This is a genomic window from Bradyrhizobium sp. WYCCWR 12699 (genome assembly GCF_032144035.1).
GTDB lineage: Bacteria > Pseudomonadota > Alphaproteobacteria > Rhizobiales > Xanthobacteraceae > Bradyrhizobium.
Genome location: NZ_JAVTJN010000005.1, coordinates 160,397 through 182,447 on the forward strand (window position 1 = coordinate 160,397; position 22,051 = coordinate 182,447).

Annotated in this window: 18 protein-coding genes, 1 tRNA gene and 1 pseudogene; 6 read left to right on the plus strand and 14 right to left on the minus strand. The window is 60.4% G+C overall.

The genetic code is table 11. From position 1 onward, the window contains the following. Nucleotides 1-13 precede the first annotated feature (13 nt). The 3 genes from RPS27_RS05485 to RPS27_RS05495 all read right to left on the minus strand — a co-directional run bounded on the left by RPS27_RS05485 (nucleotide 14) and on the right by RPS27_RS05495 (nucleotide 2,719). A complete protein-coding gene (locus tag RPS27_RS05485; RefSeq protein WP_212067815.1) occupies nucleotides 14-625 on the minus strand; it encodes a glutathione S-transferase family protein in 612 nt (203 codons plus the stop codon). 156 nt (nucleotides 626-781) lie between these two features. Then, nucleotides 782-1,624 (minus strand): fumarylacetoacetate hydrolase family protein, encoded by an 843-nt coding sequence (locus RPS27_RS05490; protein WP_194404561.1) that lies wholly within the window; start codon nucleotides 1,622-1,624, stop codon nucleotides 782-784. A gap of 246 nt (nucleotides 1,625-1,870) precedes the next feature. After that, nucleotides 1,871-2,719, minus strand: coding sequence for an MBL fold metallo-hydrolase (locus RPS27_RS05495; protein WP_212067816.1), 849 nt, complete (start codon nucleotides 2,717-2,719; stop codon nucleotides 1,871-1,873). Between the two features lie 114 nt (nucleotides 2,720-2,833). Here RPS27_RS05495 and RPS27_RS05500 point away from each other — a divergent pair, with 114 nt between their 5' ends. After that, nucleotides 2,834-3,310: a DUF3775 domain-containing protein gene (locus tag RPS27_RS05500; protein WP_194404559.1), complete on the plus strand. Its 477-nt coding sequence runs from the start codon at nucleotides 2,834-2,836 to the stop codon at nucleotides 3,308-3,310. A gap of 144 nt (nucleotides 3,311-3,454) precedes the next feature. On the opposite strand, the gene RPS27_RS05505 is transcribed toward RPS27_RS05500, so the two are convergent. Both RPS27_RS05505 and RPS27_RS05510 read right to left on the minus strand, forming a co-directional pair. Then, entirely contained in the window at nucleotides 3,455-4,237 is a 783-nt protein-coding gene (locus RPS27_RS05505; protein ID WP_212067817.1) for an SDR family oxidoreductase, read from the minus strand. A gap of 125 nt (nucleotides 4,238-4,362) precedes the next feature. Further along, on the minus strand, nucleotides 4,363-4,875 hold the full coding sequence (locus tag RPS27_RS05510; protein ID WP_194404557.1) for a CvpA family protein: 513 nt from the start codon (nucleotides 4,873-4,875) through the stop codon (nucleotides 4,363-4,365). 130 nt (nucleotides 4,876-5,005) lie between these two features. Here RPS27_RS05510 and RPS27_RS05515 point away from each other — a divergent pair, with 130 nt between their 5' ends. Next, nucleotides 5,006-5,767 (plus strand): SDR family oxidoreductase, encoded by a 762-nt coding sequence (locus tag RPS27_RS05515; protein WP_212067818.1) that lies wholly within the window; start codon nucleotides 5,006-5,008, stop codon nucleotides 5,765-5,767. Nucleotides 5,768-5,997: 230 nt separating this feature from the next. Here the strand turns inward: RPS27_RS05515 and RPS27_RS05520 are convergent, their stop codons facing one another. Beyond that, nucleotides 5,998-7,596, minus strand: a complete 1,599-nt coding sequence (locus RPS27_RS05520; RefSeq protein ID WP_313753890.1) for a choline dehydrogenase — start codon at nucleotides 7,594-7,596, stop codon at nucleotides 5,998-6,000. A 160-nt stretch (nucleotides 7,597-7,756) separates the two neighbouring features. Continuing rightward, nucleotides 7,757-9,133: a coniferyl aldehyde dehydrogenase gene (locus tag RPS27_RS05525; RefSeq protein ID WP_249132040.1), complete on the minus strand. Its 1,377-nt coding sequence runs from the start codon at nucleotides 9,131-9,133 to the stop codon at nucleotides 7,757-7,759. A gap of 370 nt (nucleotides 9,134-9,503) precedes the next feature. On the opposite strand from RPS27_RS05525, the gene RPS27_RS05530 reads away from it, so the two are divergent. Further along, a tRNA-Met gene (locus RPS27_RS05530) sits at nucleotides 9,504-9,580 on the plus strand. Here the strand turns inward: RPS27_RS05530 and RPS27_RS05535 are convergent. Together RPS27_RS05535 and RPS27_RS05540 are read right to left on the minus strand one after the other, a co-directional pair. Then, a complete protein-coding gene (locus tag RPS27_RS05535; protein WP_313753938.1) occupies nucleotides 9,537-11,276 on the minus strand; it encodes a recombinase family protein in 1,740 nt (579 codons plus the stop codon). The genes RPS27_RS05530 and RPS27_RS05535 overlap by 44 nt on opposite strands. Before the next feature lie 140 nt (nucleotides 11,277-11,416). Beyond that, complete coding sequence (locus tag RPS27_RS05540; RefSeq protein WP_313753891.1) at nucleotides 11,417-12,235, minus strand: hypothetical protein; 819 nt, start codon at nucleotides 12,233-12,235, stop codon at nucleotides 11,417-11,419. A gap of 658 nt (nucleotides 12,236-12,893) precedes the next feature. On the opposite strand from RPS27_RS05540, the gene RPS27_RS05545 reads away from it, so the two are divergent. Both RPS27_RS05545 and RPS27_RS39640 read left to right on the plus strand, forming a co-directional pair. Continuing rightward, complete coding sequence (locus RPS27_RS05545) at nucleotides 12,894-13,100, plus strand: hypothetical protein (protein WP_313753892.1); 207 nt, start codon at nucleotides 12,894-12,896, stop codon at nucleotides 13,098-13,100. Nucleotides 13,101-13,208: 108 nt separating this feature from the next. Then, nucleotides 13,209-13,325: pseudogene (locus RPS27_RS39640) on the plus strand (transposase); the annotation flags it as partial. Nucleotides 13,326-13,576: 251 nt separating this feature from the next. Here the strand turns inward: RPS27_RS39640 and RPS27_RS05550 are convergent. After that, nucleotides 13,577-16,480 carry a DNA methyltransferase gene (locus RPS27_RS05550; protein WP_313753893.1) on the minus strand — a complete coding sequence of 968 codons (2,904 nt, stop codon included), beginning with the start codon at nucleotides 16,478-16,480 and terminating at the stop codon, nucleotides 13,577-13,579. A 641-nt stretch (nucleotides 16,481-17,121) separates the two neighbouring features. On the opposite strand from RPS27_RS05550, the gene RPS27_RS05555 reads away from it, so the two are divergent. Further along, nucleotides 17,122-17,880, plus strand: a complete 759-nt coding sequence (locus RPS27_RS05555) for a lysozyme inhibitor LprI family protein (protein ID WP_313753894.1) — start codon at nucleotides 17,122-17,124, stop codon at nucleotides 17,878-17,880. A 6-nt stretch (nucleotides 17,881-17,886) separates the two neighbouring features. Here RPS27_RS05555 and RPS27_RS05560 read toward each other — a convergent pair whose 3' ends face one another. The 4 genes from RPS27_RS05560 to RPS27_RS39645 are packed head-to-tail and all read right to left on the minus strand — an operon-like array spanning nucleotide 17,887 to nucleotide 21,778. Next, complete coding sequence (locus tag RPS27_RS05560; RefSeq protein ID WP_313753895.1) at nucleotides 17,887-19,824, minus strand: hypothetical protein; 1,938 nt, start codon at nucleotides 19,822-19,824, stop codon at nucleotides 17,887-17,889. Further along, a complete protein-coding gene (locus tag RPS27_RS05565) occupies nucleotides 19,811-20,614 on the minus strand; it encodes a PP2C family serine/threonine-protein phosphatase (protein WP_313753896.1) in 804 nt (267 codons plus the stop codon). The genes RPS27_RS05560 and RPS27_RS05565 overlap by 14 nt, the downstream gene beginning before the upstream one ends. Nucleotides 20,615-20,618: 4 nt before the next feature. Next, complete coding sequence (locus RPS27_RS05570) at nucleotides 20,619-21,284, minus strand: VWA domain-containing protein (RefSeq protein WP_182872398.1); 666 nt, start codon at nucleotides 21,282-21,284, stop codon at nucleotides 20,619-20,621. An 8-nt stretch (nucleotides 21,285-21,292) separates the two neighbouring features. Further along, complete coding sequence (locus RPS27_RS39645) at nucleotides 21,293-21,778, minus strand: DUF4236 domain-containing protein (RefSeq protein WP_409517543.1); 486 nt, start codon at nucleotides 21,776-21,778, stop codon at nucleotides 21,293-21,295. Between the last annotated feature and the right edge of the window lie 273 nt (nucleotides 21,779-22,051).

The window sequence follows — 22,051 nt, forward strand, 5'->3', positions numbered from 1 at the left end:
AAAACTCCAGCAATTATGCGGCCGGCGGCACCGAGATCTTGACCGAGGGCCGCTCCAGCATCTTCTGGTGGAAGGCGTCGAGTTTTGGATAGGCCTTGCGCCAGCCGCAATCGGCGAAGCGGAAGTCGGCATAGCCGAGCACGCAGACGAGGCCGATCTGCGAGATGTCGAACGGGCCGTCCAGCACCTCAGGCATGTTCTCGAAGCGCGCCATGCCGGTCCAGGCCCTGTTCCAATGGTCGTCCGACCAGGCCTGCCATTGCAGGCCCTGCGGCCGCACCATCTTCTCGTAGCGGCACAGCAGCATGGAATCGAGCATGCCGTTGATCAGGGAGTGATTGGTCTTGGCCTTCCAGCGTCGCAGGCCGTAGTCCGGGATCAGGCTGCCGCCGGCCATCTCGTTGAGATATTCGACGATGACATAGGAGTCCAAAATGACGTCGCCGTCATTGGTGATCAGCACCGGCAGCTTCTTCAGCGGCGTGATCTTCGAATAGTCCTCATTGGCCGTGCCCGGCGCGACGGCCGCCGGCGTGAATTCGATCTTGTCGATCAGCCCGAGCTCGATCGCCGCGATGCGCACCTTGCGGGCGAAGGGCGAGGCGGGGGAGAAGGAGAGTTTCATGATGGACCAATCCCTGCAATCGATCTTGTACGAACGGTGTCTCCTCCGTCATGGCCGGGCTCGACCCGGCCATCCACGCGTCGCCGCGTGGCAAGACTGTGAGACGTGGATGCCCGGGTCGAGCCCGGGCATGACGACGGAGCGTGTAGGCGCAGCTTACGCCGCCACGATCTCCTGCCTCTGCTCGCCGAGGCCCTCGATGCCGAGCGTGATGACGTCGCCGACATTAAGGAAGGTCGGCGGCTTCATGCCGAGACCGACGCCGGGCGGGGTGCCCGTGGTGATGACGTCGCCGGGCAGCAGAGTCATGAACTGCGAGACGTAGGAGATGCACTTGGCCATGGAGAAGATCATGGTCTTGGTCGAGCCGGTCTGGCGGCGCTGGCCGTTGACGTCGAGCCACATCGACAGGTTCTGCACGTCCTTGATCTCGTCCTTGGTCGCGAGCCACGGTCCGAGCGGACCGAACGTGTCGTGCGACTTGCCCTTGGTCCACTGCCCCAGGCGCTCGATCTGGAAGGCGCGCTCGGAGACGTCGTTGCAGACGCAGTAGCCGGCGACATGGTTCAGCGCGTCGGCTTCCGAGACATATTTCGCACGGGTGCCGATGATCGCGGCGATCTCGACTTCCCAGTCGAGCTTGGTCGAGCCGCGCGGCTTCTCGACAGCGTCGTTCGGGCCGGACAGCGAGGTGTTGGCCTTCATGAAGATGATCGGCTCGCTCGGGATGTCGGCGCCGGTCTCCTTGGCGTGGTCGGAATAGTTGAGGCCGATCGCGACGAATTTCGAGATGCCGGTGACGGGGGCGCCGAACCGCGGCTTTCCGGAAACCGCGGGCAGCGAGGCAGGATCGAGGCCTGCCAGCTTCTTCAGGCTCTCCGGCGAATAGGCCTCGCCCGTGAGGTCCTTCAGATGCGCCGACAGGTCGCGCAACTGGCCGGATTTGTCGATCAGGCCGGGCTTTTCCGCACCCTTCTCGCCGTAACGAACAAGCTTCATTCTCGTTTCTCCCTGGAGATTGGACCGATCGGTTAACAGCTTCATGGAACAGGGCGGCGGGAAATTCAACCGCCGAAAAGGGGGCGCATTGCAGCCCCCCAATTCGGTGGGCAAGGGCGTTCTCGTGTCCCGGACGCGACGCAGCGCGAAGCGGTGCGGCGCAGAGCCGGGACCCAGAATGCCCCGAGCATGGCCCCTGCTTAGCAGCGCATCACTTCGTGCTGCGCAGCATCCGGGGCACGAGGCCTAATCCAGCGCCACGAACCTGAACGCGTCGCCGTCCCGCTTGATGTGCCCGGCCGAGAAATGCCCGCCGATCACTAGCGTCGGGGTGTCGGCGAAGCGGCCGAACAATTCGCGCCGTGTCGTGGCCGATTGCGCCTGGTCGGAATCCGCGGTCGAGGACCAGTCGAGATGCGCCATCTGGCAGGGGTGATGGGCGACGTCCCCCGTGAGCAGGCCTTGCTCGCCGTCGGACTGGATGAGAATGCTCATATGGCCGGGGCTGTGGCCCGGCGTCGGGATCATGCTGATCTCCTCGCAAAGCCGGTGGTCGCTCGGGATCAGATCGGCCCTGCCGGCAGCGACGATCGGCTGCACGGAATCCTCAAACACGGCCCGCTTGTCCGGCTCGGTGGAGTGGTCGTGCCAGTGCTCGTATTCGGTCTTGCCGAAGACATAGCGCGCGTTCGCAAAGGTCGGCACCCATTTGCCGTCGACCAACTTCGTATTCCAGCCGACGTGGTCGACATGAAGATGCGTGCACAGCACCGTGTCGATGCTGTCGGGTGCAAAGCCCGCGGCCATCATCGTCGCCAGGAACGGCGTGGTGCGGTTGTTCCAGGTCGGAACATTGCGGCCTTGCTTGTCGTTGCCGAGGCCGGTGTCGACCACGATGCGGCGCGAAGGCGTCTCCAGAACCAGCGAATGGATCGACATTTTCAGCCGGCCCTCTTCGGTGGCGAAATGCGGGATCAGCCAGGGCAATTTCTGAATCTCTGCATGGCCCGCCAGGGGCAGGATGAAGCGGGTCGAGCCGACCGTCTCCAACTCCACCACTTTCGTGATTTTGACCCGACCGACCTTCCATTGCATCCGGCGTTTCCCATGTTCCTCGCGTTGGTGGCGAAACATGCGCCGTTTCCGCCATGATGCGCAATGGATCATCTGACGCGCTGCGGCGTTATCGCCGGAACCGGAGGAGGAGCCATGCCAGAGCTTGCGATTTCCGCTGATAAGGTCGCCTTCATCATCGAGAAGGCGCGCGAATTCGACGTCAAGGAGGGCGATTCCGATCCGGATTCCGGCTCGAACCCGAGCGATGACGATGCGCTCGATGTCCTCGAGGACGACGGCTCCGATCCTGTCGTCCAAGAGCTCGGAAGCTTCATGATCGCCTTGAACGAGGACGAGCAGGTCGATCTCGTCGCGCTGACCTGGCTTGGTCGCGGCGACGGCACGATCGATGAATGGGGCGATTTGCGCGCACGCGCGGCGGAGGCGCGAACCGAGTATCGCAGCCCGCGCCGCGAAACGGTGCACTATCTGCTCGGCGAGCCCATGCTGGGCGATCTGCTCGCCGACGGGCTCGACGCATTCGGCATCGACTGGACCGACGAGCGCACGACGGCGGATTCGTCCGGGCCGAGTCAGCAGGACGAGGATGAGCCGACCAAACAGCGTTGAGGGGCACCCGACGCCCCCACATCGTCATGGCCGGGCTTGACCCGGCCATCGACATCTTCCTACGCAGCGCAAAGAAAGTGGATGCCCGGGACAAGCCCGGGCATGACGATCTTTCGTGCATCGCGCCGTTTCAGGCGCGACGCCTCACAGCGTCCCCGGGAACGCGCCGCCGTCCAGCAGGATGTTCTGCCCGGTGATGAAGCCGGCCTTGGCGCCGCACAGGAACGCGCAGGCATAGCCGAACTCGTCGGGCTGGCCGAAGCGGCCGGCGGGGTTGAGCTTGGCGCGCTCGGCCAGGATCTGCTGCGGTGTGACGCCGCGCTTTTCGGCTTCGCCCTTCGCGGTGCTGGTGAGGCGATCGGTCTCGAACGGGCCGGGCAACAGGCCATTGATGGTGACGTTGTTGATCACGGTCTTGCGCGACAGGCCGGCGATGAAGCCGGTGAGGCCGGCGCGCGCACCGTTGGAGAGGCCGAGGATGTCGATCGGCGCCTTCACCGCGGCCGAGGTGATGTTGACGATGCGGCCGAACTTGCGCGCCATCATGCCGTCCACGGTCGCCTTGATCAGCTCGATCGGGGTCAGCATGTTGGCGTCGATCGCCTTGATCCAGTCGTCGCGGGTCCAGTTGCGGAAATCGCCGGGCGGCGGGCCGCCGGCATTGTTGATCAGGATGTCGGGCTCCGGGCATGCCTTCAGCACGGCTTCGCGGCCCGCCGGCGTCGTGATGTCGCCGACGATCTCGGTGACCTTCACGTCAGGATAGGCTTTCCGGATCTCGTCCGCGGTCTTCTTCAAAGCTTCGGCGCCGCGCGCGGTCAGCGTGACGTCGACGCCGGCTTCCGCCAGCGAAATGGCGCAGGCGCGGCCGAGGCCCTTGCTGGATGCGCAGACGATGGCGCGGCGACCTTTGATCCCAAGATCCACTGTTTCACTCCCGTAAATGTCAGGCAGGTTTTGGATGGCGGCACTCTAGCCAATCGCCGCGCCGCTGATAAGGGACGGGCTCGCACCAAAATGCATGCACCGGGGGCCAGCGATGCAAATGCGTTCTAGATCCGCCGCTCCTGCTTGAGGCGGTCGATCGCGGAGGCCGCTTCCGGCGGCAGCGACTTGAAGCCCATCTGCCCCGCCATGGAGAACAGCGGCCGCAGATGCGAGCCGGCGAGAAACGGCGGCTGGCGATTGGCCGGCACGATCTGGTCGAACACCAGCACCAGCGTGGTGGCGACGAGGCCGACCCTGATGGCGCCGAGCGCGGCGCCGCCAAGCCGGTCGCCGATGCCGGCCTCGCCGATGGTATCGTTCAGCGTGATGTGGCCGATATGCCCGAATAGCATGCCGACTACGACGAAGATGCCGAAGAACCAGATCCAGTTCTGCAGCAGCGGTGAATTCGGGTTGCCTGCAATCTGCGGCGCAATCAGCGGCATCAGCGCGACCGCAATCGGCGCGGCGAGGAGATAGGCGAGGATGGTCATGGCGCTGCGCAGCAGGCCGGTCCTGAAGCCGAAGCCGACCGCGATGGCGAGGGCGGCATAGACGGCGAGATCGAAACTGTTCATGAGCACAACCCTGCCTTGACGGAGCAAGTGAACGCAAGTCCGATCATTCCGGTTTCAGATCGATAAAATCGTCTGTATTGATGGCTCCAAAATCCGGGGCTACGCGCGGGAATCGTTCGAGGAAATCGTCATGTCAGGCCTATTCGACGTCAGTCAAGAAACCATCCTCGTCACTGGCGCGAGCCAGGGGCTCGGCCGGCAATTCGCCCGGGTGCTGGCGGCACATGGCGCGGCCGTGGTGCTCGCGGCGCGGCAGACGGACAAGCTGAAGAGCCTGGAAGAGGAAATCCGCGGCAAAGGCGGTCGCGCCGCGGCGGTCGCGCTCGACGTTACCGACACCGCCTCGATCGCGCCGGCCGTGGATGCCGCGGAAGCGGCGCTCGGTCCGGTCACGGTGCTGATCAACAATGCCGGCATCGCGATCGAGAAGCTCGCGACCGAGCAGACCGAGGCCGATTGGGACGCCGTGATCGGCGCCAATCTGAAGGGCGCTTATTTCCTGGCGACCGAAATCGCGCGGCGCATGATCGCGCGCAAGCAGCAAGGCAACATCGTCAACATCGCCTCGGTGCTCGGGACCGGCGTGTTGAAGGCGGTGTCGTCCTACGCGATTTCCAAGGCCGGCATCATCCAGGCGACGAAGGCGATGGCGCTGGAGCTCGCAGGCCAGAACATTCGCATCAATGCGCTGGCGCCCGGCTATATCGACACCGAGATGAACCACGCCTTCTGGTCGACGCCGGCAGGCGAGCGCCTTGCCAAGCGCATCCCCCAGCGCCGCGTCGGCGCCGAGTCCGATCTCGACGGCGCCATCCTGCTGCTGGCGTCACAGGCGTCGCGTTACATGACGGGGAGTGTGGTGACCGTGGATGGCGGGTTTTTGTTGAATTGATTTTCTCCGTCCTCCGAACAGGCGATTTTCACTCCGCTGTCGTCCCGGACAAGCGCGCCTCGAGCGCGCGCAGATCCAGGACCCGTGGCCACAAAGAGTAGTTTGGCGAGGACTTCGGAGTGACCACCTCGCGCAGCAACTTCTCCCTGTGGTTATGGATCCCCGCGTTCGCGGGGACGACCGCGGTTGACGAGGTGGGAGCTTCGCACTTCACAAGGCGGCACCATCGCTCAACTCGCCCGCATCTCTCCCCGGATCATATCCGCCGCCTTCTCCCCGATCATGATGGTCGGCGCATTGGTGTTGCCGCCGATCAGCGTCGGCATGATCGAGGCGTCGACGATGCGCAATCGCTCGACGCCGTGCACCTTCAGCGCCGGATCGACCACCGCCATCGCGTCCGTCCCCATCCTGCAGGTGCCGACGGGATGATAGACGGTGTCGACGCGCTCGCGCAGGATGGCGCGGATGTCGTCGTCGGTTCGCACGCCGGACGTGAACATGTCCTTCTTCTGCAACGCGCGCAGCGCCGGCGTCTCCATCAGCCGCCGCGTGGTCTTGAAGCCTGCGACCATCGCCTCGAGATCCTCTGCCTCGCCGAGGAAATTCGGGTCGATCATGGGAGCTGCGAGCGGATCGGCGCTTTTCAGCCATACGCTGCCGCGGCTCTTGGGCCTGAGCAGGCAGACATGGCATGAGAAACCCGCCTCCTTGTGCTTCTTGCGGCCGTGGTCGTCCAGCATCGCGATGACGAAGTGCAACTGGATGTCGGGTACGTCGAGGTCAGGCCGGGTCTTCAGAAAGCCGCCGCACTCGGCGAAATTGGTGGTCATCAGGCCGCGCCGTTCGCGGCGGTATTGCTGGATGGCGCGAAGCAGGGACGGCAACCGGCCGAGCGAGGCGTGGACGAAGTGCGGATAGTCGGAGGCATAGACGAACACGAAATCCGGATGGTCCTGCAGATTGCGCCCGACGCCCGGCAGATGATGCACGACGCCAATGCCGTGCGTACGGAGCGCGTCGCCATCGCCGATACCCGAGAGCATTAGCAATTGCGGTGACTGGAAGGCGCCGGAGGCGAGGATCACCTCGCGGCGGGCGCGCAGCTGCTTTGTCTGCTTGCCCTGCACGTACTCGACGCCGACCGCGCGATTGCCTTCGAACAGGATTTTCGTGGCATGCGCGCCGGTCTCGACACGCAGATTCGCGCGCTTGCCCATATGGGGATCGAGATAAGCGCGCGCCGCGCTCCAGCGTTCGCCATTGTGTTGCGTCGCCTGGTAGCTGCCCAGCCCTTCATGGTCCTCGCCATTGAAGTCCTCGCGAATGCGAAACTGCGCCTCGCGCGCGGCCTGATGAAACACGTCATGGATTGGATTGTCCGTGCGCAGCCGGTTGACATGCAGCGGGCCGCCCTTGCCGTGATATTCGCCGTCGAAATCGGCATTGTTCTCCGAGCGCTTGAAATAGGGCAGCACGTCCGCATACGACCAGCCTTCATTGCCAAGCGAGGCCCAGTGGTCGTAGTCCCATTTGTGACCGCGGATATAGACCATGGCGTTGATCGCCGAGGAGCCGCCGAGCCCCTTGCCGCGCGGTTGATAGTCGATACGGCCGTTCAATCCCTTCTGCGGCACGGTATCGAAAGCCCAGTTGGCCGTCTTGTAGGGCAGGGCAAGCCCGAATGGCGTGGTGATCCGCCAGCTATCGTTGCGTCCGCCGGCATCGAGCAGCGCGACGGATATCCCTGCATCCTCCGACAGCCGCCCCGCCACGGTGCAGCCGCCCGAGCCCGCGCCCACGACGATGAAATCGAATGTATCGGTCAATGTTGTTTCCCCCATTGTCGTCATTCCGGGCGATGCGGAGCATCGAACCCGGAATCCATTTGGCCGCATTGTGATTGTCAGATGGATTCTCAGGTGCGCAATTGCGCACCAAAGCTTGCCTCTTCGAGGCGCCCCGGAACGACACCATTTGCGTCGCGCCCTACGACATGAACCGCATCAGCTTCTCCAGCCGCGCGATCTTGCCGCCATAGGGCGGATAGAGGTCGGCGAGGCGGTTGAACTTGGAGCGATAGAACACCGGCTTCAGCTTGCTGAAGGTGCGGAAGCCCCACTCGCCGTGATACACGCCGGTGCCGGATGCGCCGACGCCGCCCATCGGCTGGTTGATTTGCGTGAAGTGAAACAGGCAGTCGTTGATGGTGACGCCGCCGGAGACGGTGCGTGCCAGCACCTCGTCCCGCGCGGCACCGTCCTTGCCGAACCAGTACAGCGCGAGCGGCCGGTCGCGACGGTTGACGAAGGCGATCGCGTCGGCCGGATCGCGATAAGCCAAAACGGGGAGCACCGGGCCAAAAATCTCCTCCTGCATCGCCGCCATCGCTTCGCTTGCATTGACGATCAGCGTCGGCGGGAATTTGCGGTGTGCCTTCCAGTTCGGATCGTCGGCCTTTGCCGGCTGCAGGATCTTGGCACCGCGCTGCGCCGCATCCGCGACCAGGCCTTCGAGCCGCGCATAATGCCGGTCCGAGATGATCGAAGTGTAGTCCTTGTTGGAGGGATCGGTGCCGAACATCCGCCGCATCTGCGCGCGCACCTTCTCGGCAAAAGCCTGCAAGGATGGCTCCGGCACCAGCACATAGTCCGGTGCGATGCAGGTCTGTCCGGCATTGAGCAACTTGCCGTAGGCGATGCGCTCGGCCGCTTCATCGAGGTCGGCCGAGGCGTCGATGATCGCGGGCGACTTGCCGCCGAGTTCGAGCGTAACAGGCGTCAAGTTGCGCCCCGCGGCCTCCGCGACCAGCCGCCCGACCCGGGTCGAGCCGGTGAACACGAGGTGATCGAACGGCAGACGCGCAAAGGCCTCCGCGATCCCGCCCTCGATGCCGGTGACGAGCAACTCGGTCGCATCGAACCTCGTGGCGATCGTCTCCTTCAGCAGGGCTGCGAAATGCGGCGTCAGCTCGCTCGGTTTGATGAGGACGCGGTTGCCGGCGGCAAGCGCGCCGATCGCGGGCGCGAGCGTGAGCTGCAGCGGATAATTCCACGGCGCGATGATGCCGACGACGCCGAGCGGCTGCGGCATCAGCCGGTTGCGGGCGGGGAGGAATTGCAGCGCGGTCGCGATCCGCTGCGGCGCCATCCAGCTCTTCAGGTGCTTTGTGGCATGCCGGATCTCGGAGAACAGCAGCATGGTCTCGGCGATGGTGGTCTCGACGGCCGAGCGGTGGCCGAAATCGGCCGAGATCGCCTGCCGGAACCGCTCCTCGTTGTCGGCGACCAGGCTGCGCAGCCGCGCCAGCCGGTCGAGCCGCTCGGCAAGGCCGGGTGACGGCTCGTCCCGGGACCGCGCGACCATGGCGTGGAAGGCCTCCTCCGGCGCTCCGGCCGGGGCGCTCGTCAGGGATTTGTCCACGGCGTTCCTCCCTCGAGGGCGCGTTCGGCCCTCATCTTGTTGCCGCAAGCTGGCTCTTTGTGGAACTTCTGGCAAGAGCGTGGGGAATACTGCGGAAATCGGTCGCTTGCCCTGTCATAAAGTCGAAAAAAACGTTCCCGCAGCCCTTTCCAAAGCCAGCCCGCCTTGATACATACGCCCCGCACCCGACGGGCTTTTGCCCCGGGGTTGCCTTCCAAGGAAGCCTTTGGGACGGACGAGACAAGCCACGCGAACAGCGCCGGCCTCAACCGATCGTCCCCAGGATCTAGCCGAAGGCAAAGCAAGTGTTTAACGCGGGGTGGAGCAGCCCGGTAGCTCGTCAGGCTCATAACCTGAAGGTCATAGGTTCAAATCCTATCCCCGCAACCATCGCCCCCTGCGACTCTCTGGCCCAGGTCACGGTGTCGGAAAGTCGCAGGATCGCGGCGAGTTGGCCGTCGATCTCGATCCCTACCGGCTCGCCCGGTCCGTGCGGATGGATCGTCACTTTCTCGACAATCTCACGGATGCCAGCGAACGCGGCCTGACGCGCCTCATCCCCCGTACCAGCCAACCACTTCTTAAGCGACTTGATCTTGAGCCGGTAGGCATTGGCGGCGTTCGGGTGAAACTCGACGGGATCGGCACCGACGGCGGCTTTCTCGCGCTCGATCTCGTCGCGCTCGGCCTCAAGGGCCGCAAGCCGGTCTTGCAGCGCGCGCGCCGACGAGCCACCCACAATCGCATCGACCAGTCGGCCGATCTGGGTGTTGACCGTCGTGAGGCGCTTCTCGATCGCGCGGATTTGCACCGCAGCCTTGCTGTTGAGCTCGCGCATCATGCGGTGATACTCGGCGACATACTCGGCGACGAGATCAGGGTCGGCGAGATGTTCCTCGATCCCGGCGAGCACGCGCTCCTCGACGACCGATCGCGGCACGCCGATCGCATTGTCGCAAAGGCCAGTCTCGCGCCGACGCGAGCACATCAGGCGCACACCGCGCTTGTCGGTGCCGCATGCGATCATGCCTGAGCCGCACTTGCCGCACTTCACGAGGCCGGAAAGCAAATGCTGCGGCCGAGCCTTATGCGGAGTGCCGGCGCGATCACCGACGCGGCCTTGCGCGCGCTCCCATGTCTTAGCGTCGATGATCCGCAGATGCTCGGCCTCTGCCGTCATCCACTGATCGCGCGGATTCGGACGGCTGATGCGCTTTCCCGTCTCCGGGTTCTTGGCGAAAGATTGCCTATTCCAGATGATCTTTCCGGCATAGAGATCGTTTTGCAGAATGCCATTGCGCCGTGTGCGGCTGCCGTTGATCGTCGAGGCATTCCAGTGACCGCCACGCGGACCAGGCGCTCCGCGTTTGTTGAGGCGCGCGGCGATATCGCGTGCGGTGTAGCCGTCGAGATAAAGTTCGAAAATCTCGCGCACGATTTCGGCCTCAGCCTCGTCGATCTCGAGCACGCCGGGCCGGCCGAGCACCGGCCGATAGCCGAAACTGCGCCCGCCATTGTGGCGGCCGTCGCGCACCACGCCGGCTTGGCCGCGCCGCGTCTTTTGCGCGAGGTCTTTCAGATACAGCGCGCCGAGGAGGCCTTTGACGCCGACGTGAATTTCGCCGACGGTGTTGTCGACGAATGTCCGGATTTCGACGCGCGCGAAATTCAACCGCTTATGGATGCCAGCCAAATCTTCCTGATCGCGCGAGATGCGATCGAGGGACTCCGCGACGACGACAGCAAATTTGCCGGCCTTGGCGTCGCGCATCATGCGTTGCAGGTCGAACCGGTTGACTGTGCTCGCGCCAGAGATGCCGTGATCGGCATAGACTTCCGTCACGAGCAGGCCGTCGCGTTCGCACATCGCCCGGCAGAGCGCGACTTGATCCTCGATCGACTTGTCGGTTTGCTTCTCTTTGTCGCTAAACCGGGCGTAGATTGCTGCTTTCAACGCCGCCCCCCTCAACATTGCCATTCCGGCGCTGATAATCCTCGATCGCGTCGGCTCGCGCAAGCGCCCGTACAAACGCCCGCATAGCCTCGCTCGGCCCACCACTGGCGGCGCTTTTCTTAGCGCGCGCATCGGTTGAGCGATTCGAAGTCATGTGGATTTTGGGTCCGTAGAAAGCAAAAACCCCGCCGGTGAGGGCGGGGTCTTCGAAGGTCAGCGTTTGGCCTGAGGCCCTCGAATACGTTGAGTAAGCTGGGCGGCTGGAGCACTCGTTAAATTGCGGTGGTCTCAACAGCTTTGTCGGTGCGTACCCCGACGTATCTTGCGGCCGATTTCGGCGGAAGAAAATCAACGCTGGTAACGCCCAACCAGGGCATCGCCGCGACCGTTGGCCGGGTTGGCTCGAACGCGTCTAATTTTCCGGCGAGCCCAAGCGCAAGGGTGCTCATGGCGCGGTACCATGCCACATATTCTGCGCGCGCCTCAGCAACCGCGAGAGGAGATGGATCGCACCATTCCAGCGGAGACCGAGGCGAGAGAGCGATTGCATATTCCCCGTCACGTTTGCGCGCCCGGCCTTCGTTGCGTTTCAATTCGATCAGATCGCCCGCAGTGTCGATGCCGTACACTAACGGCCGTGGGCGTCCTGCTGTCGGCACGAACCTCTGATGCGGTTTAGGCGGGTCGAAGCGCCAATTAGGCCGCTTACCCTGCGCAGCGTTACTAACGACGATTGCTTGCGGATTAAAAGTCGATGACAGGATTGCGATCAGGGCATCATCGGCGACGATGTTGCCGAGTTCGCCGAATAACCGCAGTGCCTCAGATCGGCCTGAGAGCCGGACCTCAGTATCAAGTCTTCCGATAGCATCCGCCACGCGGCGAGCGTCAGCACATGGTTCGCCCGGCACATAACCCATCGATCTAATATCGATGGTTGGCGTTCGGCCCAGACTACGAGCGATGCTGCCCGGACGGATCGGGCTGCGACCGATTGCAAAGCCGATGTCAGCCAACACCGGGCGCCCTTTCGGCAGCTCTTCACGAACGGCCCACTGCACCAGCTTTTCGACGTCGATCGCGGCTTTCATGCTTCCTAGCTTCTTTTGCGGGCAACTTACTTGAGGTGCACATTGGGTATTTGAACCTTCCCTTCCAGTCAAAGAACCCGGTCACTCGGGTCGCAGACAAAATGCAAAAGGCCTCTGTGCCACAGCAACATCTTCCATTTATTTTTTTTGAATTTTGAGTCAGCGAAATTGGGCTCAGGGCGAATCACGCAGTCGCTATGTCGATAACGCGTTGGCGGGTAAACGAGATTTCGCTCGTGTTGCCTTCGCCTTAACTTGCTCGCATTCTCCTTGCGAAAGTGGCCGAAAAGGCAGACTCGCTCGATTGTTTCGTACGATACAAAAGTTGGGCGCAAATCAAATCACTCGACGGTCTACCAGTGTGAAGGCATCGACCTGAACGTATTAACGTTCGCCGACGGGGCAGTGCCTCAGCGGCAACCCTGATGCCTCTGGTCAATGCGACCCGGAGCCACGGTTTCGCAGCCGAGCGCATCCACGTGGATGACACCACGATGCCGGTCCTAGCAAGGGCAAGACCCGGACCGGCCGGCCCTGGACTTGTGTGCGCGACGACCGTCCGCTTCCCGGCCCAGATCCGCCGGCGGCTGTGTTCTTCTACTCGCCCGATGGTGCCGATGCGCACCCGGAGCAGCATCCGGTGGGCGATGTCTGACTGATGCAGGCCAACGTCTACGCTGGCTTTTGGCAGGCTCTACGAGGTCAACCGCAACGGTCGCCGATCATCGAGGCCGCGCTGAGCGCAGGGCAGGCGCGAGTTATTGATCTCGCGCGGCTCAGCAAAGCGCCGATCGCTCCCGAGGCGGTCAAGCGCATCGATGTGCTGTTCGCCACCGAGCTCGAGATCAACGGTTTTACTGCGTAGGAGCATTTGCGGGCGCGCCAGAAATGTAGCCGCCCCCCGATCGTCGAGCTGGAGGAGTAGTTGTACGAGCAGCGCGCCAACCTCTCTTAGAATAACGACACGACCAAGGCGATAAATTGCTGCCTCAGCCGCTGGGATACATTTGGCCGCTTCCCTGATGACGGACGGCTTTGCAAATCGGAAAATGCTGCTGAGCGTGAGCTACGGGCGGTCCCTGTGGGGTGAGAAAATTGGACCTTCGCCGGGGCCGATGAGGGCGGCCGGCGTTCGGCTGCTATCTGCGCCTCGTCGCCACCGCTAAGCTCAACGACATCGACCCGCACGCCCGGCTTGCCGTACCATATGATCTCCTGGCCAAGCGCATCCACGAACTCATGCCCTAAGATTGGTGACCTGAGAACGTCGCTCAGGCCGCATAAGAGCGGTTAGCCGTCCGCTCAAGATGGCCTAACTAGGGCTGTCACCGGACCAATACCTCAGGCGGTTAGGCGATCCGACGTAATATAAGCGGCTGGATCATTGATGAACGAGGGAAGTCCCGGGCCACGCACCTCCTGCCCATTTTCCTGCTTCACGGCGAGCTCTTGGTTGAGATCGAACAAGAATTGGACGGCATCTTTGCCCTTCGGCATTCCGAAGGCTTCGCGTACCGCATGGTCCAGCTTTGCCTGCGCATCTTTTAAAGGATGCGCACCAGGTTTCTCAGTGGTGCGATACAATTCGCGTAGTCCCATATTATGCTTTTCCACAAGCTTGTGCCGCAAAGTTCGGAGCGCAACGGCTGCTTCAGCAACTGCCTTTACTGTCTTTGGCTTTGGATCTTGTGGCCAAGGAAAGCTGTCGAATACAGTGTTGGAGGTATATCGCGGATCGGCTTTCATACTAGAACAACGTTCGTTGAACCACTGCCAGTGGATTCCAGATTGCAAAACACCAAAAGAGTAATCGTCGGCCAGGGGAAATACTGTTAGAGAGTCATTCGGATGGATCGCCGGGTCGATAAATTCGAAAATGGGGCGCTTGGTTACGCGGCCGCATGCAATATAGCGCGGTAGCTTTGCAGTCGCGGCTAGCATTTTTTCTCTAGCTCGAAATAGCAGCCACCATCTTTCAAGCGCGCTTGAGTGGTCTTTAGCGATTTTCGCCTTGGGATTGTCCTTTAAAGCCTCTTCATTTTCGGCCTTTTCTTTGGCGGCTGATTTTTCTCGGTCGGGCAATACACGCTTTTCGACTCTCTTGAAAAGCTCCTTGTAGCTTTGCGCCTCCAGAAGCTCGCGTTTGCCAAAATCGATAACGTATCGCGAAGGTTTACCTGCTGTAGTCCCGATTAAATCGTCCGTAATCAGAAAGGGAAAAAGCACCTCACCGAATGACGGCTCTGCTGCTATCATGAGCGTTGCTTCGCTATGACTCATCAGAAAGCCATCATGTCCATGCGTCTGGCCCTGGTAGCAGGCATCTGACTTGGCGTTGACGGTTAGTGCCTTTGCATCTTTCAGGTCTATACCGAAGGATAACGCTGAGTTGATTGTGTCGACATCCCGAACTTCCCAAGGACTTTCAAGTTGGTCTCCATTTTGTTTGAATAGCTTTTTGGGGCCCGGTTGTTCACCTTTGACCCAGTTGACAATGGAGACATGCACGACCGCATCGCCAGACCACACTTGACTGCTTACTGCTTCGGTTATTGTACCGTTGTTGCGAACGATATGATCAAGCCCGCCAATGCGACTGTAGTTCTGTCGGATTGTATTAGTGCCAACTAGGCCTGCGCGCTGTCCTGGTTGAAGTTGGTCATGAGCCTTCCTCAGCCAATAAACACAATAATCAGCTCTGCCGGGCACCTCCGGGTGCGCGGTACGAACCCGGTTTACATAAGCTCGCCCGAACTCGTCTATCATCTTGTTCTTGGACTGAAATGGCGGATTGCCAATAATCGTATCGACCTTAGGCCACTCGCAAAAAACGGCGTCGTTGCGCTGCACGTTGCCATCGAGATTGTCGAGCGGCAGCGCATCTTCATCTACGAAAGAAAACTGGGTTTGGTCATGGGACAAAACTGTGATTGCTTCGTCTAGAGCCAGCTTCTTCGCCATCATCAAGGAGACTTTTGCCAGCTCAACGCCGAAAGTATCGATGTCGAGCCCGTAGAATTGAGTAGGACTGATCGCGCAGATCGGCTTCGCCCGGTTTGCAAACTCCTTTGGAGTCAACATCTCCTCAGCCCGCGTGAGGATGCGAAGATCGAGGCGCGCCAATTCGCGAAAGGACACATAAAGAAAGTTCCCACTTCCGCAGGCCGGATCGAGAACTTTGAAGTCCATTAGCTCACGGCGCAGCTCGAACAATTCCTTCGCTGACTTGGCTTGGTCGATGCGTTCGCGCCACGGCCGAACGATCGTCGGTCCTACAATCCGTTGAATGTCGGCTTCGGACGTAAAATGCGCGCCTAACGCATGCCTCTCGTTCGCATCCATACTCTGCTGGAACAGCGAGCCGAAAATGACCGGACTGACTTTTGACCAATCCATCAGGGCCGCGCCGTCATCACCACCGATCAACTCCAATTCCGCGTTCGTCAACTCGATAGGCTCGACCTTTGAGAACAAACCGCCGTTGAAGTAGCGAACGCCCTTGAATCGTCCGGCCAAGGCCGGTTTGGGATTGTTCATCTGATTGAAAAGCGCGCCGAAAAGATCGTACGAACTCTGCTTATGTTCGAAGCAGTCGTCGACGATGCTTTTAACGGTGCCTGCGGGGAGCAGATCAATGTCTTCCGCGAACATCGCAATAACCGTTTGCAGAACGAAGCGCTGAGCCTGCACGCGGGGAACGGGGTTGGATAAGCGATGGGTCAACTTCTTGAAGAGCATTGCCATCGAGTTAGCAGCTTCGCGGGAAACGGCCTCCCGGTCATTGTTGAAAAGGGGCTTCCGGTCATCCGGAAATAGGAAGTTGAGTGCGGTGTAGCGCTTGGGAAGTTCTACTAGCTCGACGACATCGACAGGCTCATCAAGCTGCTTATCAAAATCGTATATCCAGAATTCGTCAAAGTTACAGAGCACCACATAACGCGGTCGATGGGGCACAGCGTTTAGCCAATAATCGAAGGCCTGCCCGTAATGCAGATGAAGCTTCTCGCCTCTCCTCTTCATCTCAAGTAAAAGCCGTGGCTTCCACATTAAATCAGCGAAGCTGGTCCCCTTCGACGACGCCTTCTTGATACGAAACTCGAGTGTTGCTCCAGCTTCCTTATACCCATCGTGACCGAAGGCTTTAAAAAGACGATCGCAGAAAACCTGCGCTTCTCCCTTCTCGTCACCCTCAAGTACGCTCGCGTAATTGATAAAATGGATTAGGTCTTCGACGATTTTCGACATGGCTCAACTGTATTGGATCGGTGGGGTTGATCAAGGTTGCCGAACTCTGCCTGATTCGCAGCGCGGCTTCGCTATCTCTTCTTGCTTTGGGCAGACGGCAATCCTAGAGCTGCAGTCGCAGCACGGCTTTTTGTGCGAGGCGCGATAACTCGGGAATGTTCATCCCTGTGAGGGCGCATCTCCCATCCCAAATATTCAATAGGTCGCGGCGGAACCCCTGCTTGGCCGTTCGGTGGACCGAAATGGCCAACTCCGCCGCCAATATTCAGGCGCCCGCCCCTGCACGCCAAGATTGACGCGGAGGCCTGGTTGAGCAAAATCGTATTCTGCATTTGCGATTTTGCGGATTGTCCGGGTTGGGATCACCCAAATTGATATTTTCGGCTGTCGATTCGAACATCAGGAACTTCTTGCTTCTGCTAAGGACGTTTTACGTCGGTGCTGCGGCTATCCTTACGTATATAGTATTAGCATGTTCGGCCGCCGCCCAAGATGCGGGGCGCATTTCCCGCTGTGTGACCATTCAGGACGTGGATCAGCGGATCGAATGTCTGGAGGGGAGGAGCAGCGCTCCCGACGTCGGGGCGCCCACACCCGGACTCGCCAGAGCCCCACAGCTTGGGCCGAGCTACGACTGCCGAATGGCAACAGCATCGATCGAGCGTGCGATCTGTGGTGATGCAAAGCTTTCGGAGTGGGACCTGCGGATGGGGCAGCAGTATCAGCAAGCCCTTCGACTCAGGAAGGGACCCGATCGTCAGGCCCTCATCGAGAGCCAACGGTTGTGGATACAACAAAGAAACACGGGGTGTGGCGCCGCGGCCGGCAATGCTGTTTGGACTTGCGTCCTTGAAGCAACGAAGCAGCGCCTCGCCACCCTATCCGAGGCACCTCCTTCAAACTTCGATCCCACTCCCACAGCTTCGCCTTCGCCGCAAATGCTGGTTCGGCCACAAAGTCAAAACGTCCCTGCGCCCTCTTCGTCCAGCGCCCCAAGAGCCACCGAGCCATCGTCTCCGAAGTCGAATGCCGCTACGGAATCGTCAAGCGGCACAAATCCACTGCTGACACTCATTTTCATCGTTGGCGCCATTGCCGGAGCGATCGCGGTCTACAACAACATTCAACGCCGAGAAGAGGAGCGGCGACGTGCAGCCGAACGTCAGCGACTGGTCGCAAAATATGGCGCTGAGATCGCCGATCGAATCCTGGCACGGATCGTTTGGCAGGGAATGACACTTGAGCAATTGTTGGAATCGCGCGGCGATCCTGCCGATAAAGACTATGAGGTCAGGAAGTCTGTCACCAAAGAGACCTGGAAATACGGCCAAACTGGCAAGAACCGTTTCAGCAACCGCATCTTTCTCGAAAATGGCATCGTCACCGGGTGGAAAGAATGAGTGTTTTCACCTCGAAACAGCTTTGTAGTTTTCATCGGCCTGAAGGTACTCGGCATATGCGGTCTCGACGGGGCCGAGCAGCTGCGCTCTGGCGTTGACTACACGCCCATGAAGCTGTTTCAGCTCTTCGTAGCCGGTCCGGACCGATTGCTCCAGCTTTCGCCGTTCAACGGTGATCTCGTGCTCGATTTTGTCGATGTCGCGCTTGTCGACGCCGGTCGCTGGGTTGAACTTGAAGCCCGCTTCGACGGACTGGCGCCACGCGTAGAGGGCTCCACAAAGCTTCGGCCCAAAGCCAGGCACGTTCTCGACCGCAGTGCTCATTAGATCGGCTGCGGTCTCTATTCCGTACGATTGCAAGGTGCGCTTACGGCCGTTGCCAATTCCCTCAATGCTGGCCTTATCAATCTCGAACTGATCCAGATAGCGCGATAGCTGTGCCTGTCTCACTGACGTTCTGAGTTGATCAAGCTTTGTTTTCCTCATCGTCGGAAGGTGATCAACCAATGCCTTCAATCGCAATACCTCTTGTTTCTTGCTATCGAACGAGGCGGAGCCAGCCCGCTCGCTCCATTCCTGCTGAGCGCGAAGCCACGTGTTCCGTGCGGTGGCTTCGGCATCCCGGAATTTATAGACGTCACTGGATCTGTCGAGCCATCTGCGCGCGCCAAAGAACGTGATCAGCGCCGCAATCAGAAACAGCAGTGGTGCCGGGGCGCTCAGGCCACCGAAAACGCCGATTCCGCCGATGGCGAGAGCCATGACGAAAGCCAATATGTTTGCGCGGCGGAATGAGTTCGCGACTGATACCGCTTCACCGCTGGGTGACGGCCGGGTGCCTTGAATATTCGGGGCAGGGCCGGGGCTTTGCAAACCCTCGATCTGGCGCCAAAGCGTCGTAAGGTCGAGCGCGCCTATGTCGCCCCCTAGTGAAACGAACGGGAATAGCTCGGCCCGGGTGGCCGCTTCCATCGGACACCACGGGCAGGCAACGGCCTTATGGTGCCAGTGAGCCGGATTGGTGCGGCATCGGGTAAGATTCTTTTCGAGACCAACAAGTGCCTGGATCCATTCCTGCGGCTCCGGCCTGCCGCCACTAATCATCTGCTTCGCGAAAGCTCGCTCGAATAGAAAGGCGACCTCGTCGCCGACAGTCGAAAGAGCCGGCGTATTTGGTGGCCGGTCCATCTGTACGTCGGCGCGCATTGCGCTGTATGCGAACCGAAGTTCGGAGATCGCCTTGGGGATCGGCATATCGCCACGTCCGAGAAAGCGTCCCGCAAAAGGGTGCCGGCCCATGAATAGAAGCAAAAACAGCATCACAGCGAGGCCAAAGCTGTCGTGGTTCACGGTTCTCACGGTCTGGCGCAGGTTCTTGCCTTGCAGCTCGGGCGGCGTGAACGTCTCGACGCCGACCTCGCAAAGATAGCGCTTACCCTGATCTGTAATCTGAAAGCTGTCGCAATCGATAAGCTTAACCGTCGCATCGGGGGCGACCAGAACGCTTCCTTCGTTAATATCACCAATGATGCTGCCTGTAGCATGCACTGCACCGAACGCCCTCGCGGTATTCGTGCAAGCGCGGACGAGGAAGCGCCAATCCGCACGTGTGAACTCTGAAAGGCGGCTCTTCGGGCTGTAGAGCTTATGAATATCCTTGGCGTTCTTAACGCGCGGCAGCAACAAACCGACAGGCGCGCGCCCCGATTTTGCCAGCAGTAGGCCGGTCGGCCAGGCTGAGACTTGGTTCAAGACGCTGTTGGAGAGCGATGACATGAACTGTATCTTTGCCGCTCTCTCGGCTGTCAAAGGCCGATGATAGACCTTCGCGACCAGGTCTTCCGATGATCGGATACCATAGACCGCGCCTTCTCCACCCTGGCCGATCAAGGCTTCGAGATGGATCTCACGGCCTGAGAGGTCAATAACTTCAGGAAGCAGCATCGGCGGAGGGAAGGTTGAGTTGGGATCGTGTCGCGAGCACGAGCGATTTATCATCATCCGTACGCGCGCAAATGCGGTCTGAGTTCAAATAGTTCAACAAGCTGGCCGATAATCCATCGTCCAATCCTTCATTCAATGCTTCATGCAGGGGGACGATCATATTGTTGAAAAAGGGATCGTGAACAGTCTTGGTTGCGTAGTGAAGCACGAGGCTCTCGATGCCGTCCGAAAAAGCTGAAAAACTTTCAATGCGCCGCGAAACTGCGGCAAACTCCATGAACTCAGTCGCATTTCTAGCCGTGATGAAGTTCGTGCTGTTGATGTACTCGCCGTGCTGAGGCCAGAAAATGTAGGCCCAGCCCTCGTCCCCTTCCTCGCGAACGACCATCGCCCCGTCGCCGACCTGAAAAAACACGGCCTCTTTAGGTGCAATCACGGCGACGAGGAGGGTGCAGGCGAACTCTCTCGTCGATGCTTCGGACTCAGATGCAATGATTGAAATCGCCGACTGGATCTCGGACAGCCATTTTAGCGCGGCCTCGCGATCGATTGATCCAACCTGGCCACCGGCCTGAAGGAAGTTCTCGATCAGATTGGCGACGGTTGTCACCGCGGCACGCGATCCGATCTCGGAGTGCGCTGCGCTGCCGGCGCCATCCGAGACCGCGGAAATCAGCACCGGTCCGCTGAGGGACCGAACAAGCTTTACGTCCACGCTGTCCTGGCACGGCTGACCGTTCTTGATGTGTGACGTGCCGATCGCAGACGTGGCGGCTATCCGCCAGTTCATTGGATTAGACTTCGGTCCAGCCGCTTGGCGGCGGCAAAGCCACGCGGTCGCCCGTGTTTGAGGCTGAAACACGGCTCAACGAGCTCGATAGCCACATGAACAGTTCGCGGAAGTTGAGGCCATCGAGTTTGAGCGGACCGCGCGGCGCGATCTGGGCCAGAATTCCCATGTCCGCGTTGGCGACGCCGATCGCGAAGAACGAGAACTCCTTCTTTTCCTCGCCATCTCTGACGAGCTGCGCCGCGTGCTGCCAGCTATCGGTCGGGGCACCGTCGGTTATCAGGAAGATCCACGGCCGATAGTAGGAGACCCCGTTGTCCTTATATCGCTGCTTGCGCTCGCGCAGCATGCTGACGCCTTGCTCGATCGCTGCGCCCATAGGCGTATCGCCGGTTGTCGACAGCGTCGGTGGGTGCCAGAAATCAGGAGTCTGAAAGCCGGAATCGATGTTGACGGGACCAAAGGTGACGACCGCTATTTCAACGCGCTTCATCGCCAGAGCATCATTCGCCAACTGATCCTTCAGTGTGGCGATGCCGCGATTCAGCTCGGAAATCGCTCGCCCCTGCATGGAGTGCGATGTATCCAAAAGTAGTAGGCAGGGGCACCGTGGCTCTGGATTAGAGGTGAAGTCGTCGCTTCCAAAGCCGACCTGTTCAAAACCCGACATTAGTTCTCTCACTGTTGAGGTGGTGCCAATTGCAGCGGCGGACCGATGGAATCCGTCCGCAATTTCGGCCGAGGCCGTGGCAGCGGAACGGGGCCTTCGATGGCCGAATATTGATCGGGGGAAGACTGAGCGAGCGACCCGGTGGTCTCGACGACTGACGTCGGGGATAGCGAGGAGCTACCTGGGCCAGGCTGTGGGCGGCTGAGGATATAAACCAGCCCGAGCACGAAGGCGACGATCACAAATGGTGTGGCCGAGTAACGCCTGCGCGTGGGCAGTGCATTGGCGACAAATGCTGCCGGTGCTTGGTGCTGCACGGTCGTCGAATAGCATAGGCCCGACCCGGGAATACCGACAGTCAGCCGCGGGGGCCCGTTCGTACCCACATTGTAGGTAAAGCCCTTTCCGCCGAAGGACAGGCTGGAGCGCCTCAGTCCGACGTTGAGGCGCACGCCGGGAATCAGCCTTATCGATTTACGAAAGCTCAGCCCCATTTCTCTCCCCTTGGTTGAAATAGTTGACCAAAAGGGAAGGGTTTTCAACCTTCCGTAGCGTTCCGCAGATACGACTTTGCGCTGAGAGCAGGATAGTACCGCTCTAATAGAGCCGTCTTTTGTCGTGGGTTCAGCTGTACCTTTCAGATGCCTCGCATGCGCGAAGGAGCGCGCCTCAGGTTCGAAAAGCAGGGATTATTAAAGCAAGGTGCGCAAACCGCTCCTGGCTTGACCCTTGCCCTACAATTTCGCCGGTTCTAACTTTGTTCTTAT